At 60.7% G+C, this 12,603-nt stretch carries 26 protein-coding genes and 1 pseudogene; 17 read left to right on the forward strand and 10 right to left on the reverse strand.

Features of this window, described 5'->3' with window-relative positions:
• Positions 1-78: 78 nt before the first annotated feature.
• The 4 genes from EOA75_RS01490 to EOA75_RS01505 are packed head-to-tail and all read left to right on the forward strand — an operon-like array spanning position 79 to position 1,814.
• Positions 79-846: a lysozyme gene (locus EOA75_RS01490; RefSeq protein ID WP_127323428.1), complete on the forward strand. Its 768-nt coding sequence runs from the start codon at positions 79-81 to the stop codon at positions 844-846.
• Positions 843-1,316: a hypothetical protein gene (locus EOA75_RS01495; RefSeq protein ID WP_127323429.1), complete on the forward strand. Its 474-nt coding sequence runs from the start codon at positions 843-845 to the stop codon at positions 1,314-1,316. Before EOA75_RS01490 ends, EOA75_RS01495 begins: the two co-directional genes overlap by 4 nt.
• Before the next feature lie 4 nt (positions 1,317-1,320).
• Complete coding sequence (locus EOA75_RS01500; RefSeq protein WP_127323430.1) at positions 1,321-1,509, forward strand: hypothetical protein; 189 nt, start codon at positions 1,321-1,323, stop codon at positions 1,507-1,509.
• Positions 1,506-1,814, forward strand: a complete 309-nt coding sequence (locus EOA75_RS01505; protein ID WP_127323431.1) for a hypothetical protein — start codon at positions 1,506-1,508, stop codon at positions 1,812-1,814. The genes EOA75_RS01500 and EOA75_RS01505 overlap by 4 nt, the downstream gene beginning before the upstream one ends.
• A 385-nt stretch (positions 1,815-2,199) precedes the next feature.
• Here EOA75_RS01505 and EOA75_RS34800 read toward each other — a convergent pair whose 3' ends face one another.
• From EOA75_RS34800 to EOA75_RS01530, 4 genes are read right to left on the reverse strand one after another with little or no spacing between them, the layout of a single operon-like run.
• Positions 2,200-2,520, reverse strand: coding sequence for a hypothetical protein (locus tag EOA75_RS34800; RefSeq protein ID WP_245466532.1), 321 nt, complete (start codon positions 2,518-2,520; stop codon positions 2,200-2,202).
• Positions 2,517-2,735, reverse strand: a complete 219-nt coding sequence (locus EOA75_RS01520) for a hypothetical protein (RefSeq protein ID WP_127215461.1) — start codon at positions 2,733-2,735, stop codon at positions 2,517-2,519. The genes EOA75_RS34800 and EOA75_RS01520 overlap by 4 nt, the downstream gene beginning before the upstream one ends.
• A gap of 5 nt (positions 2,736-2,740) precedes the next feature.
• On the reverse strand, positions 2,741-2,929 hold the full coding sequence (locus tag EOA75_RS01525; protein WP_127323432.1) for a DUF3606 domain-containing protein: 189 nt from the start codon (positions 2,927-2,929) through the stop codon (positions 2,741-2,743).
• On the reverse strand, positions 2,904-3,203 hold the full coding sequence (locus EOA75_RS01530) for a hypothetical protein (protein WP_127323433.1): 300 nt from the start codon (positions 3,201-3,203) through the stop codon (positions 2,904-2,906). Before EOA75_RS01530 ends, EOA75_RS01525 begins: the two co-directional genes overlap by 26 nt.
• Before the next feature lie 99 nt (positions 3,204-3,302).
• On the opposite strand from EOA75_RS01530, the gene EOA75_RS01535 reads away from it, so the two are divergent.
• The 4 genes from EOA75_RS01535 to EOA75_RS01545 all read left to right on the forward strand — a co-directional run bounded on the left by EOA75_RS01535 (position 3,303) and on the right by EOA75_RS01545 (position 4,947).
• The gene (locus EOA75_RS01535; RefSeq protein ID WP_127215464.1) at positions 3,303-3,524 is read left to right on the forward strand and encodes a DUF768 domain-containing protein; all 222 of its coding nucleotides are present in this window, start codon (positions 3,303-3,305) and stop codon (positions 3,522-3,524) included.
• A gap of 90 nt (positions 3,525-3,614) precedes the next feature.
• Positions 3,615-3,860 (forward strand): hypothetical protein, encoded by a 246-nt coding sequence (locus tag EOA75_RS01540; protein WP_245466533.1) that lies wholly within the window; start codon positions 3,615-3,617, stop codon positions 3,858-3,860.
• A gap of 1 nt (position 3,861) precedes the next feature.
• Positions 3,862-4,068 (forward strand): hypothetical protein, encoded by a 207-nt coding sequence (locus EOA75_RS34805; protein ID WP_245466534.1) that lies wholly within the window; start codon positions 3,862-3,864, stop codon positions 4,066-4,068.
• Between the two features lie 459 nt (positions 4,069-4,527).
• On the forward strand, positions 4,528-4,947 hold the full coding sequence (locus EOA75_RS01545; RefSeq protein ID WP_127248614.1) for a DUF983 domain-containing protein: 420 nt from the start codon (positions 4,528-4,530) through the stop codon (positions 4,945-4,947).
• A gap of 4 nt (positions 4,948-4,951) precedes the next feature.
• On the opposite strand, the gene EOA75_RS01550 is transcribed toward EOA75_RS01545, so the two are convergent.
• Positions 4,952-5,392, reverse strand: a complete 441-nt coding sequence (locus EOA75_RS01550) for a MucR family transcriptional regulator (RefSeq protein ID WP_127215465.1) — start codon at positions 5,390-5,392, stop codon at positions 4,952-4,954.
• A 48-nt stretch (positions 5,393-5,440) separates the two neighbouring features.
• Here EOA75_RS01550 and EOA75_RS01555 point away from each other — a divergent pair.
• Positions 5,441-6,046: pseudogene (locus EOA75_RS01555) on the forward strand (flavoprotein); the annotation flags it as partial.
• An 808-nt stretch (positions 6,047-6,854) separates the two neighbouring features.
• Here the strand turns inward: EOA75_RS01555 and EOA75_RS01565 are convergent.
• The 3 genes from EOA75_RS01565 to EOA75_RS01575 all read right to left on the reverse strand — a co-directional run bounded on the left by EOA75_RS01565 (position 6,855) and on the right by EOA75_RS01575 (position 7,664).
• Positions 6,855-7,073 carry a hypothetical protein gene (locus EOA75_RS01565; RefSeq protein WP_095825913.1) on the reverse strand — a complete coding sequence of 73 codons (219 nt, stop codon included), beginning with the start codon at positions 7,071-7,073 and terminating at the stop codon, positions 6,855-6,857.
• Between the two features lie 125 nt (positions 7,074-7,198).
• Positions 7,199-7,381, reverse strand: a complete 183-nt coding sequence (locus tag EOA75_RS01570) for a hypothetical protein (protein WP_127323434.1) — start codon at positions 7,379-7,381, stop codon at positions 7,199-7,201.
• Positions 7,382-7,469: 88 nt separating this feature from the next.
• Positions 7,470-7,664 carry a hypothetical protein gene (locus EOA75_RS01575; RefSeq protein WP_127248616.1) on the reverse strand — a complete coding sequence of 65 codons (195 nt, stop codon included), beginning with the start codon at positions 7,662-7,664 and terminating at the stop codon, positions 7,470-7,472.
• A 944-nt stretch (positions 7,665-8,608) separates the two neighbouring features.
• Here EOA75_RS01575 and EOA75_RS01585 point away from each other — a divergent pair.
• The 7 genes from EOA75_RS01585 (at position 8,609) to EOA75_RS01610 (ending at position 11,344) form a co-directional block, all read left to right on the forward strand.
• Positions 8,609-9,031: a hypothetical protein gene (locus tag EOA75_RS01585; protein ID WP_245322471.1), complete on the forward strand. Its 423-nt coding sequence runs from the start codon at positions 8,609-8,611 to the stop codon at positions 9,029-9,031.
• Between the two features lie 30 nt (positions 9,032-9,061).
• Positions 9,062-9,304, forward strand: coding sequence for a hypothetical protein (locus EOA75_RS01590; protein ID WP_095825915.1), 243 nt, complete (start codon positions 9,062-9,064; stop codon positions 9,302-9,304).
• Positions 9,301-9,627, forward strand: coding sequence for a hypothetical protein (locus EOA75_RS01595; protein WP_179293666.1), 327 nt, complete (start codon positions 9,301-9,303; stop codon positions 9,625-9,627). Before EOA75_RS01590 ends, EOA75_RS01595 begins: the two co-directional genes overlap by 4 nt.
• Positions 9,624-9,899, forward strand: a complete 276-nt coding sequence (locus EOA75_RS01600; protein WP_095825916.1) for a DUF1488 domain-containing protein — start codon at positions 9,624-9,626, stop codon at positions 9,897-9,899. The genes EOA75_RS01595 and EOA75_RS01600 overlap by 4 nt, the downstream gene beginning before the upstream one ends.
• A 115-nt stretch (positions 9,900-10,014) precedes the next feature.
• Positions 10,015-10,314 (forward strand): DUF982 domain-containing protein, encoded by a 300-nt coding sequence (locus EOA75_RS01605; protein WP_245322470.1) that lies wholly within the window; start codon positions 10,015-10,017, stop codon positions 10,312-10,314.
• The gene (locus tag EOA75_RS33860) at positions 10,241-10,396 is read left to right on the forward strand and encodes a hypothetical protein (protein ID WP_164747239.1); all 156 of its coding nucleotides are present in this window, start codon (positions 10,241-10,243) and stop codon (positions 10,394-10,396) included. The genes EOA75_RS01605 and EOA75_RS33860 overlap by 74 nt, the downstream gene beginning before the upstream one ends.
• Before the next feature lie 195 nt (positions 10,397-10,591).
• A complete protein-coding gene (locus tag EOA75_RS01610; protein WP_066999207.1) occupies positions 10,592-11,344 on the forward strand; it encodes an NYN domain-containing protein in 753 nt (250 codons plus the stop codon).
• A 41-nt stretch (positions 11,345-11,385) separates the two neighbouring features.
• Here EOA75_RS01610 and EOA75_RS01615 read toward each other — a convergent pair whose 3' ends face one another.
• Entirely contained in the window at positions 11,386-11,643 is a 258-nt protein-coding gene (locus tag EOA75_RS01615; protein WP_066995590.1) for a hypothetical protein, read from the reverse strand.
• A gap of 127 nt (positions 11,644-11,770) precedes the next feature.
• Positions 11,771-12,223, reverse strand: a complete 453-nt coding sequence (locus EOA75_RS34810) for a DUF982 domain-containing protein (protein ID WP_245322461.1) — start codon at positions 12,221-12,223, stop codon at positions 11,771-11,773.
• A 186-nt stretch (positions 12,224-12,409) separates the two neighbouring features.
• Here EOA75_RS34810 and EOA75_RS34450 point away from each other — a divergent pair.
• A partial coding sequence (locus EOA75_RS34450) for a hypothetical protein (RefSeq protein WP_206516949.1) occupies positions 12,410-12,603 on the forward strand: 194 nt, incomplete at its 3' end.

Raw genomic sequence — 12,603 nt, forward strand, 5'->3', positions numbered from 1 at the left:
CGGGCACGCACGCCGGCGTCGACTCGAGTCCTCGTTCTCATCTGATCAAGCTGTCCTCTAGGGCGGAAAGGAAGTGTTATGCGTCTCGTCGCTGACGTGCGCCGCGTGGTGCTGTTGTCTCTGAGTTTCTGGATGCAGGTGTTCGGCCTCGCAGTGCTCGTGCTGCCGGAGCTCTGGTATCACGTGACCGGGCAGGACTATGACCCGAATGTCGCCTGGTGGCTCGGTGTGCTGCTGCTGCTCGCCGGCATCGTCGGGCGGGTTTACCAGCAGGGGCTGTCGCCATGGAAGGAATGGCTCCGCATCGTAGCCGTCGCGGCGATCGTCTTCGCATTGGCGCTGCTGCTCGCGTGGCCATCCAGCGCCGCTTCGCTCAATGACAGTCCGGCAACCGAGGCGCAGACGCTTGCGATCGCGGTGCCGTTCATCGCTAAGGAAGAGGGCAAGAGCAACCACGCCTACCGCGATGCCGTCGGCATCTGGACGATCTGCTACGGCTCGACGCGAGGCGTCCACGCCAACATGCTGCTGAACGACCAGCAGTGCCTCGACCTTCTCAAGATCGAGGTGGCCCAGCATCGCACCGGCCTGCACCGCTATTTCACTCCGTCGACGATCGACATTCGCCTGCCGGCGACGCGTGATGCGGCCTACACTTCCCTGGCCTACAACGTCGGCCCCGCAAGGGCAGGCAAGAGCACTGCAACGCGCCGCCTCAACGCTGGTGATGTCGCGGGCGGCTGCCAAGCCCTGACGTGGTTCGACAGGGCCGGCCGGAGGATCCTGCGCGGCCTCTTCGAACGTCGCAAGCGTGAAAAGGCGCTGTGCATGGTGGGCCAACAGTGAACCCGCTCTACGCTATCCCATATCTCGGGCCGTTCCTCGTCTTCGCGACGTCGCGCTTTGGCCTGCCGATCATCGTCGCCGGCGGCATCATCTTCTTGTACGAAGGCGTGCCGATTGGGCCGCTCCGCGACATCCCTTATGTCGGGCCGGCCCTGGCCGGCTTGGTCGACGGCCGCGTCGATCGACAATATGCCGCCGGCCAAAAGGCGGAGGACGCGCTGTGGCAGGAGAAGATCAAGCTCGCCGCCATCGCTCAGGCGGCCGACAACAAGACGCGGCAGCAGGACATCGATGCCGCGGCACAAGCCTACATCGACAAGCAGCATAGCGACGCCGGCCGCATCGCCGAGCTGGTGCGCGCGCAGAAGGACCAAGACAATGCACCGCCTGTTTCGACCAATCCTTCTGGCTGCAAGCCTGATGGCATCTCTGCAGGGGTGTCAGAACGCCTCGACGCCATCGGTCGATAGCCTGGTGCCGAAGCCGACGGCACACGTCGATCCAAGCGTGATGCAGGATTGCCTCGGCGTGGTCGATATCCCCCATCGGTTCGTCTCGACGGATGAGGAGACCCGGCTGCACGCGGAAGATCGCCGCCGTCTCGGGGACTGCGTTCGCCTCAACCACGCCAAGGGCGATACCATCCAGGCGCTCGTGAAATGAGCGGAGGGTTCCCCCAGCGTCTTCGCGAACTCGACCCCGAAACGATCCTCTGGCTCGATCGCCTCGACAGCAAGCAGCGCGAGGCCCTTATTTGGGCCGGCCGGCTGGATCCTCTGCGGCGCGAACGGCTCGATAAATTCCTCGATCTGGACGAGGACCATTTCGAAGCGGGGTTCGCCGTCGTTCAACTCTGGACGCGCTTGCGCTGGCTGGGCTCCACATCGATGTGGATCATTCTTACGGTTGCGGGGTTGTTACTGGCATTGACGCAGATCATCGACCAGCTGAAAGGACCCCGCCCGTGAGGTTCCCGCGCACCTCATCCGACGTGCTCACCGGCCTGATTTTTCTCTTGGCCGGCGCTCTCGGGGTGCTGCTCTACCTGCAGATAGCGCAGGCGCTCCCCCTGTAATTCCCTGCACATCGCTCCAGTCTCCCCCATCGGCTTCGGCCGGTGGGGGTCTTTTTTGCGTTTCTCGACCACCGCGGCCGGAACGATTCGATCGGGATCAGATTGACTCGCCGTGTTGCGTCACGAGTTCCACGTATAACCATGGACAGTTCCGTCTCCAGCCAAAATGCAAAGCGTGCGGCAGTCCGCAAAGCGCTCGACCGCCACAAGGTCTACATCACCGCGCAGCGCTTCTCAGGTGGCTCCTACGAAGCTCGGGTGCTGGTCGACGGCGAGGTCTATTGGGTGGACGAATTGCGGCTGAGCCAGTTGAGGGCGGGGATATCGCCGTCGGAACTTGAATTGATACCGGCTGGTGACGAGGGCTGAACGCCGCGCTGCGCGGGCGGCTTCGCGACATCACCAATCGAGAGACGCTGCACGGTGAGCACGATGGCCCGGGAAAGCGCCTCGGCCTCAGCGAACAACTCCGGGCCGTAATGGCCGTTCACCTCATCCTCGCTCATCAGCACGCCGGGTGGGCAATGCTCCTCGATGGTCGCCCGGATCATTTGGAAGGCGGCGCGGCAGTCCGGATCGTTCTTCCGGCTGTTGATCATTTCGAGAAATCCCTTGCCACGGGCTCGGCCAAACTGAACTCGAAGACGGCGTTCTCTTGCTCGTCGACCACCCTGAACCAGTGCTGCTGCAAAGCCCTCGGTGAGATTGGAGCGCCAGCTATGCGCTCGGCCGCCTTTATTGGCTCGTCGACATCCACCGTTTGAGCAGACAGCACCTCTTCGCCGTAAAGCTCCTCAACCTGGTAGCGAGGCATCCATGTCACCCCCGGCCGAGGGCCTTCGCTTCGCACTCTAATGTTGCGCGGTCGTTGCCGTGCTTTCGGATCAGCTCGCGCACCTGCTGCGGCGTCGGCCCGACCTTCTGGGCGAAATACTCCACCTCATAGTCTTCGTCGGCCGAAACCCGATCGCGGTCGCGGAAGTCACGCTTGCTCTTGTCGTCTGCCATATTGGGATCCTCCTGAGTGGAGAAACACCGCCGTTGCAGCCTTGTTCCAGCTCTTAGCGGCGGATCGCGGAACATCTCGAACGCGCGGCCGTTGCCCCTGATGACGCTTTCCGACGATATCCGCATGGTCCGAGGGCATGTCCAACTGGGTAGACACCACCTCGCGCAGCAGCGCGAGCGCATAGCCCAACTGGATCGGGACGGATTGCCGACTGAGGACGCCCTCGAGTTCTTTGCGCTTCTGGAAAGCATGCAAGAGCTTCACGAACGGCATCTGTCTCGGCTGCTAGCAAAGGCTGCAGATCGAGCCTTGAACGCACCGGTCCGTGCCGCTGGCTCGGGAACATAGTCGACTCTGCGCGATTCATGCTCCATGAGCACACGCGGCATCAACTTCGTCGACCGATGGATGGCAGAGCACCTGCCGAACGCGATGACTGACGATCCAGTTGCAATAAGCGACCTGGCTGACGAATTGATGAAAGCGGCCGAGCGCGAAGGCATCTCGGCTGCCGAGATCAACGAGGAAGTCGACAGCGTCTTCGAAGTGATCTTCGAAGCGATGGAGCACCGCGAAGGAAGCTTGGCGGCGTAGACCGCATAACGGATACTACATACAAATTCGCTAAAATGCTTGGAACCGATCGGCCGCGCGCGGCTTGAATCGCCGTGGTTGGGTATGTGCATGCGTGACGCCAGAGAGCGGTTGAAGTTCATCAAGCCCCTGGAGCCCATCCAGGTCGAGACGCCTCCGATCAGCGACGATTGGCTGCATGAGATCAAGTACGACGGCTACCGGACCCAGGGGATCCTCGACTGGGCCGGCGCACGTGCCTTCTCCCGCAATTGCCACCGACCGGTCGAAAAGGTATTGGCCGATCGTCGCTGCGGCCGAGAAGTTGCCGGCCGAGTCCTTTATCCTCGATGTTGAGATGATCGCGACCGATCCCGACGGCCGGCCGAACTTCCACCAAATGCACTCCGGCATGGTGTGGAATGCCGAACAACTCGCCTTCGGCGCTTTCGACATCCTGCATCTGGGCGGTCAGGATCTTCGTGGCACCCCAAGGACGAGAGCGCGATCTGCTCTGCACGATCCGCGACATAGCCGGGCGTCCGGTCATGAAGATCAAGGTTGAATCAGGCGCGCCGGTCATCAGCGAACAGAATGAAGGACCCCAGCACTGAGCGGTGATCAGCACTGGGGCCTTGGCCATGTCTACGCGGTACTCACACAGATGCCCGTCACCCAGGCAACGGGGGGCGGGCACCTGTCCGAAAGACCTTCACCGCAAAAGCTAGCCGGCTAGGCAGTGACCACCCGACCGGTTGGCCGCTTTTGTCCTTAGCCTGATTGGAACAGATTCTTCCGCGGTAGGTTCGGCGCCATGGAACGAAGCGATACTAGGCGCTTGCTGAGCGAGATCCGCCGACAAGAGCGGCGCAACTCGAACTGATCTGCGAAACCGCGCAGATCATCGCCGAAAGCGCTCGGCTGATTGAGCAATCTCGAAGCTCTTGTCACCGGTCGGACAAGATCAGCACTAGGGCGCGGCCACTCGCCGGAACAAACGTGCACCGGGCGCTGTTGGGGGCAGATGGTCACCTACAACGAAACAACGAATCCCACGCTTACTGGTGCGCGCGGTCTATGCCCCCGCTGTCAGCAAGGGCATCTGTTTTCCGGGTTCCTGACGCTTGCGCCGGAATGCGAAGCCTGTGGCCTCGACTACTCGTTTGCGGATCCGGCCGACGGGCCCGCGTTCTTTTCGATGTCGATTGTTGCGTTCCCCGCCCTGGCTTTCGCTTTGTGGCTCCAACTCGGCTTCAACCCCCCTTATTGGGTTCATGTGGTGACCACTCTGCCGCTCACAGTTGGCGCGTGCGTCTTGCTGCTTCGGCCGCTCAAGGGTTGGCTCGTCTGCTCTCAGTATTTTCACAAGGCGCAAGAAGGTTCGATCGATCGCGAATTTCACGCACAACAGGCCGAGCGGCGGGGTGGAACAGAGGAGCTGTAGCGCTCTATTTCCGCTTGGCCGCCCGTTTCACGGGTTTAGCCGTGGGCTTGCGACCAAGCCCGGTCGCCTTTGCCAGCGTTGAGCGCTGAGCCGCATAGCTCGGCGCCACCATCGGATAATCACGCGCCAAACCCCATTTCTCGCGGTACTCGTCGGGCGTCAGGCCGTGCAATGCAAGATGCCGCTTCAGCGATTTGAACTTCTTCCCGTCCTCGAGGCAGATGATGTAGTCGGGGAACACCGATCGCTTCGGATTGACCGCGGGCGCCTGGGCCGGCGCCTCAGGTGTTGCCGTCTGCCCGATCGCGGCCAGGGACAAATTCACGCTCGCGATAAGATCCGGGAGCGAGGCAACCGGCACGGGGTTATTGCTCACATAGGCGGACACGATGTCGGCGGTGAGCTCGATCATTTGGCTTCGGCTGTTCTCAATCTCTTCCGGCATAAAGTATCTCCGCCAGTGGCAACAAGTTTCGCAAGTCTCTTAGCCGGTTTGCCAGCTCGCGGCGAGCTCGGATCGGATGCCAGAGATCTCGTTGAGAGCAGCCGCGTTCAGCTGATCACAGGCTTTGCAACAACGGCTATTCGCGAAGTCGACGGTGGTCTGGTGGTGGAAGGGCTGTCGGCGGATGGTATGCGAACAGTTGGTCCTGTCGACAGGATCGTCGCCGCGACCGGTCAACGTCCGGACCTGTCGATTACCCGAGAACTTCGGCTTGACCTTGATCCGTGGCTCGAAGGCGTCAAGGCACTAGGGCCGCTCATTGATCCCAACGAGCACTCCTGTGGAGATGTTCCGCCGCACGGCCACCGCGAGCTCAGCCATCCCGAGCCCGGCTTCTACACCGTCGGCATCAAGAGCTATGGCAGGGCTCCGACCTTCCTGCTGTTGACCGGCTATGAACAGGTGCGCTCGGTGGCGGCGGCAATTGCCGGGGACCTGGTGTCCGCTGACGCGGTGCATCTGGCCCTTCCGGAGACCGGGGTCTGCACAACCACGAGATCGATCACTTCGATCTCGGCCGCCTCGAAAGGCTGTTGTGGCGGCCCAGCCCCGATAGAAGCCGATGCCTGTTGCGTTGCCCACGCCGAAGCGAAAGCCGGTGGCAACGCGGTCGCCCTCGGAGCTCTCGTCGGTCCTGCGCAGGTAGGGGCTCGAGCGATCGAAATGCTGGTTGCTCGTTACCATCATCCGATCTGGACCAAATATGCATCTGTGACTTTCGTGGCGATCGGCGTCTCGGCGCTGTGGGCTGGCCTGCCATACATCCCGGTTGCGCTCGCATTCTACGGCGCCGGCATCGGGTTGGAGTCGATTGCGCGAGGAACTCTCCCGTTAGCGCTGTTCCGGCCATCAGGTTACGCGAAGCTCATAGGCCGTCTTGCCATGCCAAGTCTCATAGCGCAGGCGGCGGCTCCTTCGGTCGCCGCTTTGTTGTTGGAACATCCGGGTGCCCAAGGCATGTTGGCTGCGCTAGCAAGTCTCGCTCTGGCGAACCTTTTGCTAGCGCTGCTCCTAGGCTGGCTCATCATGCGGCGACGTTCTGCTGTCCAGATTGGATAACACCGAGTGGGATCTTAAACGGGTCTTTCCGCTTCCGGCCCCAATCTGTTGCTGCAATGCGCCCCCATCCGGCCATTGGAGCTAGCTTGCCCGGCGGCCGTAAGCAGACTTCGCTGCTCAAAAGGCGAGAACGATGCACAGAGACGAAGTTAAGGGCGCAGCGAAGGACTCCGCGGCTAGGTATTCAGCCACGCCTTGGCGTGGGAATTAAAGCAAGGTCGCTTCGGTCGGCGTTAGTCGTGGAAGCCGCTGCTGGGGACAGAAAGCCACAGGCGGCGTTACTGGACGGCCACGGTCTCGCCGATGATGCATTGGCACAGTGACTCGTCGCTGCTAGAGACCGCTATTTTTCCACTCCAAGGCGAAGCCGGACCGAAGCCTCTAGGTCTTTGGCAAAACCAAGTGCGAACTGAAGAACCGTCGTTTCATTCGAAGCGACAGATCCTTGGCCCTCAATGGCGATCGGCAGTTCTATTTTGCCGCCGGTGGAGGTCACGCGAACATTAAATAGAAGCTGGCCACCGGGCCGCTCCTCAACGGTTATCAATTCGAGAGTTGCCATTGTCACTATCCCACCGGTTACCCAATCCCCCAAACCCCAACCTTGCCTCGCCGGGATTGCAGTTTGAGGCGCTAATCACCAGGGCGGCTGTTGCGGTAGACATCTTGGGCCAACGAGGGGCTCGTTCAAATCAGGCGATTGCGTTCCGCGAGTTCGCGTGCCCGCCTCAGAGTGCCGTCAGTGTCAGCGATCCTGCGCCTTGCTGCTTCGTCGGTTCTAATCGTCAGCCGAGCTGAGATGATCTTGGGTGACGTGGCGACCGCGACGATCACGAGCGGCGGTGCATCCGGTGTTTTCATGGTTCTCATGGGTCTTATCCTTTCAAGTGAAATGACTGCAGGGGCAGTCGACATTCGGCGATTATCAGCATGGCCGGGCCAGGAGCCCTGAACCGCATTATGGGCTTGCCCGGCCGGCTTCTTCCCGCCGCTTGACGTCCTGAATATTCAGTTCACCAACAATCTTTTCCGCCCGGCGCGTCTTGATGCCGACCATCATCTTCTTCTCGAACTCGGCAGGTTGGCCGGTGAAGATATCGAAAACGGTCCAGCTGTTCGGCTCGTCCATCCTGAGCGCGTAGCGGTTTGCCATGCTCGCATCCTTCTCGTTTTCGCCTCTCGCCAGATGCCGACCAGTTCAGGCTTTAAGATAATAAAAACCGAGGCCAGCACAGCGACAATCCAGAGCGCGACACACGCCTCAAGGCGAGTGGACCGAATGAAGAGAGCGCCACACCCATGCGTTTCGCCGCAGTCTCCATGCCATTCGCACTAGCCCGCCCCGTCGGGACAGGTAACGACCCCTTGATGCCAAGCTTGCCAAACCTGCGAGGCGGTTCACGCATGGACAAGACCCTGGCGGTGCTCAAAATGCCAGGCTCCTCGGTTGGCGCGGCTGTCGGGCGATCATCCTCCAAGGGCACTTCTTTCTTGTCGCGGAACGGGCGCATACCCCTCTATAAACAGATTGCCTCGCGATAGATAGGATCACCGAAATTATTTGTCGGGCCCGCTAAATTATCGGCCGGAATAATTGCGAGACTCGGAAAATATCGCGCCGGATGACGTGAATTCCGGCCGATTTTCTTGACCCTGTATTTCGCTTTGTTATTTGGCCACGAGAAATAAAACGCAGCGACCACCTTGTTAACGGCGCAATGGGGGCGCATATATAAAATTCGTTGATTTGGTCGAAGTGGCATTCAATCCTCGCCACGTGCCTCCGAATTGTCGATAGTGAATGCATTGCGTCGCTCCCGGCGCGGCATGTCGCTTCGTTCGAACATTGTTTCGCGGTTGGGCTGAATTTGAAGCGGAAGGCGCATGTGCGCGTTTCCGCAGAAAGCCGCAAGTGACCACTCGCACCACGCCGACCTTCATACGCCTCGCTGAGGAGTCTCTCGAAGGCGCTTCGCGCACGGCATGGCGCCGCGTGGCCGCGTTCACCAGCCATCTCCGCGCGGGGGTCCAAGGAAAATTGGTGCAGATTGAGCCGGCCTTACTCGAGGCGGCGCTCGACAAGGACCGGAGACAACCATGACCACCCTCATGCAACGCAACGCACGACCCATCCAGCACGGAGCCCCGGCGCGCCTTTTTGACATCGGACAGGCGGTCCGGTTGAAGGGCGGTCTCGGCGTCGGTCCAAAAACCGGCGAAATCTACCATGTCACTCGTACCCTGCCTCCGAGGGGAAACTCGCCGCAATATCGCATCCGCAGCGACGCCGAACCGCACGAGCGGGTGGTCACGGAGGACAGGCTGGAACCGGTCGCCGAGGTATCGCACGGCGGCATAAGGCTCATCGAAAGGACATTCGACATGGCCAAGGGACAGAAACGCTCGAACAGAGAGATCAGGAAGCCGAAGCAGGAAAAGCTTCCGCTGAAGCCTGAGAGCGCGTTCGGCCAAATCAAAGGCGCGAGCGGCATCCACACCCAAAGCAAGAGCAAGGGCTGACGGCAGGATGTTTGCGCGCGACGGGCTCGGATGAAGGTCGTGATGGAATTCTATCGCACGCGCGTTGCCGACGACGCGCACGCCGTCGTCGGCCGTGAGACCGTAGAGGCGGCCGACCTCGACGCGGCGATTGAGATCGCGCTGCTTCTGGCAAGGACGCTGAACATGCCGCAGTGGCCAGATGCGGTCGCAATTGCCGACGCCGACGGGACGACGATCTACTCCGGCGTCATTCCCGCGCAGGCGGGGACAGACAAAGGGCCGCCACCATGAAGGCGAGTAACCAGCGCACCGATGCCGCTCGCGAACCCTCGGCTCGTCCAGGCGAGGAAAATGCAGCCGGCGCGCAGGCATGCGCCTTTAGGGACCGCCAATATGGCCGCCGGGTCGAACCCGATCGTTCCTGGACGGTTTATCACGTCTTCACTGGCATCCCGGCATATGTGGACGGCGCCTTCATGATCGGGCTCAGCCGTTCGGAAGCGACCAAAAGCATGCTGTCCCTCAACCTTCGCAACAGCGAGCGCCGCAAGGCGAGGACCGCCGCGCGGTCATTCACCGCCGGCGCTCCCGAAACACCGGCAGGCCAGTCATGACGCTCGCCTTCCCGAACCCGAGCCGAAGCTTCGATGAAGCACGCAATGCCGTCTGCTTCATCGGCTATGACGGCATGTTTCAAGTCCGTTTCTTCATCGAGGCCGAGGCGCTGGCCAAATCCGGCGTTGCCCTGGGCGGAAACGGAAGCGCCGAGAAGGCCTGTCTTTCGGCATTTGACGCGTTGCGGCCCTCCATCCAGGACCTCGCCGGGAAAGTTTATGCCCGCAACCGCCGCGATTCCTATACTTTGACCGCCGCGGATTTCCGGTAGCAGCGTCCGGTGCGATCAAAGCGGGTAAACAATACGCCCCTGCCACGCTCGTCTTTGCATGCAATCGGGCGTAGGGTGCACGATGGCAGCCAAGATTCCGGTTCCGTGGTTGTCTATGGCCGGTCCGATCGGCTTCACTCTCATTGAGCCTGTCGCACAGGCATCCGATTTCCTGTTTGACCATTGGCCTGGAAACGACAGCCTAGCTTGGAGGGACGCGATGAAGTGCTGCGCCGGAGATGCTGCTGCCGAGGACGCGATTGTCGCATTTCTCACCGCGCTTGAGGCTGCGGGCCATTTTTGCCTAGGGAGACTACCATACCTGCATACGGAGAGTTCGAATGGCGATGAAGCCAAACTATCAATACGAGCGGAGTCAACGAGACAAGGCAAAGGCGGCCAAGAAAGAAGCTAAGCTTGCGGGTAAAGCTGCGAAGGAGAAACCTTCATCCAAAGAGCAGAAAGAAGCGCGAGAGCCCGCTGCTGACGAAAGCTGAGGCATGGCGATGACAAAGCGCGAGACGGATACCTTCGAAATCGACGTGGAGTGTCCCCGTTGCCATTATCAGGCAAAGACCCTCGTCGGCTGGATTCGTACTCACACCCAGATGGAATGCTCCAACTGCGGCGACATCATTGACATTGAGAGCAAAAACTTCAGGTCGCATGAACAGCGCTAGGGAAGCTCTATGATACCGTCCGAGCTGCGGTCGCCGCGCCTTGCCGTCCTGATCGATGCCGACAATGCGTCGGCCAAGATCGCCGATGGGCTGTTCGAGGAGATCGCCAAGATTGGCGAGGCCAGCGTGCGTCGCATCTACGGCGATTTTTCAAGCTCGCGCTCGAAAGCGTGGGCCGACGTTCTTTCGAAGCACGCAATCATACCCCAGCAGCAGTTCGCCTACACCACAGGCAAGAACGCCTCGGACATCACGCTCGTCATCGACGCGATGGACCTCCTCCATAGCGGTCGGTTTGACGGTTTCTGCCTGGTTTCCTCCGACAGTGATTTTACCCGGCTGGCCGCCCGCATCCGCGAGCAGGGCATCGACGTCTTCGGCTTCGGCGAACAGAAAACGCCCGAGAGTTTCCGACAGGCATGCAGGCGATTTGTCTATACCGAGAATCTGCTTCCGTCTGCGCCGGGCAACGAACCTGAGGCGGTATCGAGCGTGAAGCCATTGCAACCGCCCTCAGCGGCCGTGCCGATCATTCGGAAGATCATCGCGCAGATGGAAAGCGAGGATGGCTGGGTTCCGCTCGGTGCGGTCGGCACGCAGCTTGCCAATCTGGCCTCCGACTTCGATCCCCGCACCTTTGGTTTTCGCAAGCTGAGCGATCTCGTCCGCAAGACGAACGCGTTCGAAATCGACCGCCCGGAGGGCGGAACGTTGCGCATCAGAATCAAACCGCAGGCAGCGCGGAGGGGAGGGCGGAAGACGTGACCGGTACGGCGCAGCTATCCGAGTCCTTGCAGGTTGGCTATTTATCGACCGTCTGGCTTTTCCATGCTCGCCCGGTCCTGTTCGGTGCGCAGCTGGTCGAGCAGATCGATCAAGGCTTCGCCTTCGGGCGAGCCAGGCCCGCGGGCCATGAACGTCTCGATGTCAACCTCGGAGGGTTGACCGCCCGAGGCCCGGTTTGGCTCATGCCTCACGAAAATCTCATCGCGCTCGCCGACCTTAACGACCAGCCAGCGGTCGCCGTTGGAACTTGTGTAGAATGCCCGTGACGGGTTTGACATGGCGGACCTCCTTTGACCTGTCTGCAAACGGCATCACGCTGGTCGTCTGTTCATGTCGGTTGGCCAGGTAACTACCCTCGGCGTGCGGATAGATATATCCCGCGTGTCCCTCGGCAAGCCCGCTCCGTTATTGCCCCACCAGGATACCAGCCTCGCGCGCAGCCAAAGCGAACGCCCGCCGAACGCTCGATATGGGCTTTTTGTCCGCGCTGGCATCGTGGCAAGCCTGGAGCGCGGCGCGATGTGACGGTCCACGCTTGCCCGGCCACTTCCGAAGCAGAAATGACGAGCATTCGTAAACGTCAGTGATGATCGTCTCGGCGCCTTGAGCACTGGCCCGAACAGTCACCGGCTGAGTGAATTTGGGATTTTGCATCGCTGTCCTTAGGGCATCGACGCCTGGATAGCGAGGCAATTCCACGTTCCGCCCCAATTCGCGCGGGACCTCCCAGTTCGCCGTCAAGCCGTTTTCTTGACGCGAGGTGTTTCTCCTGGTCGAGGATCTGCTGAGCAGCTTATGCGTCTTATCGTGCTCGAGCTCCTGCGCCCATTCCCCAAAGAGCCGGCCGGGCAATGTCATGGGTGCTCAACCGCCTGGCAGGCCGCCAGCAAGCCGGACTTGAGAGCATGAGGCCGGCGACTTCCAAGCGAGGCCCTTCGATGAAGTGCATTTCCAAGTCTTCTTGCCGGTCGACTTGAACACCTGTTCGATTTTCCTGAGGTGACCCTTCCTTTCCTTAAGGTGGTCCTCCGCGGGGGAATTGGCATGGAGAACGAGCGGACGCAACGATTGGTTCTGTTCAACGCCTGGCGTCTATCCGCCACTCGCGGTGATCGTCCCGCCATCCAGGTCGGATGGTGGATTACGCAATCAGCTGCCGAGTGTCATTCCAGAACCGCCTCGCCAGTTGGAAGCTCGTCCGTCAGTGAAGAATTATTTCCGGCCGCGCCTTGCTTAGA

Source organism: Mesorhizobium sp. M1A.F.Ca.IN.022.07.1.1 (assembly GCF_003997575.1).
Classification (GTDB): domain Bacteria; phylum Pseudomonadota; class Alphaproteobacteria; order Rhizobiales; family Rhizobiaceae; genus Mesorhizobium.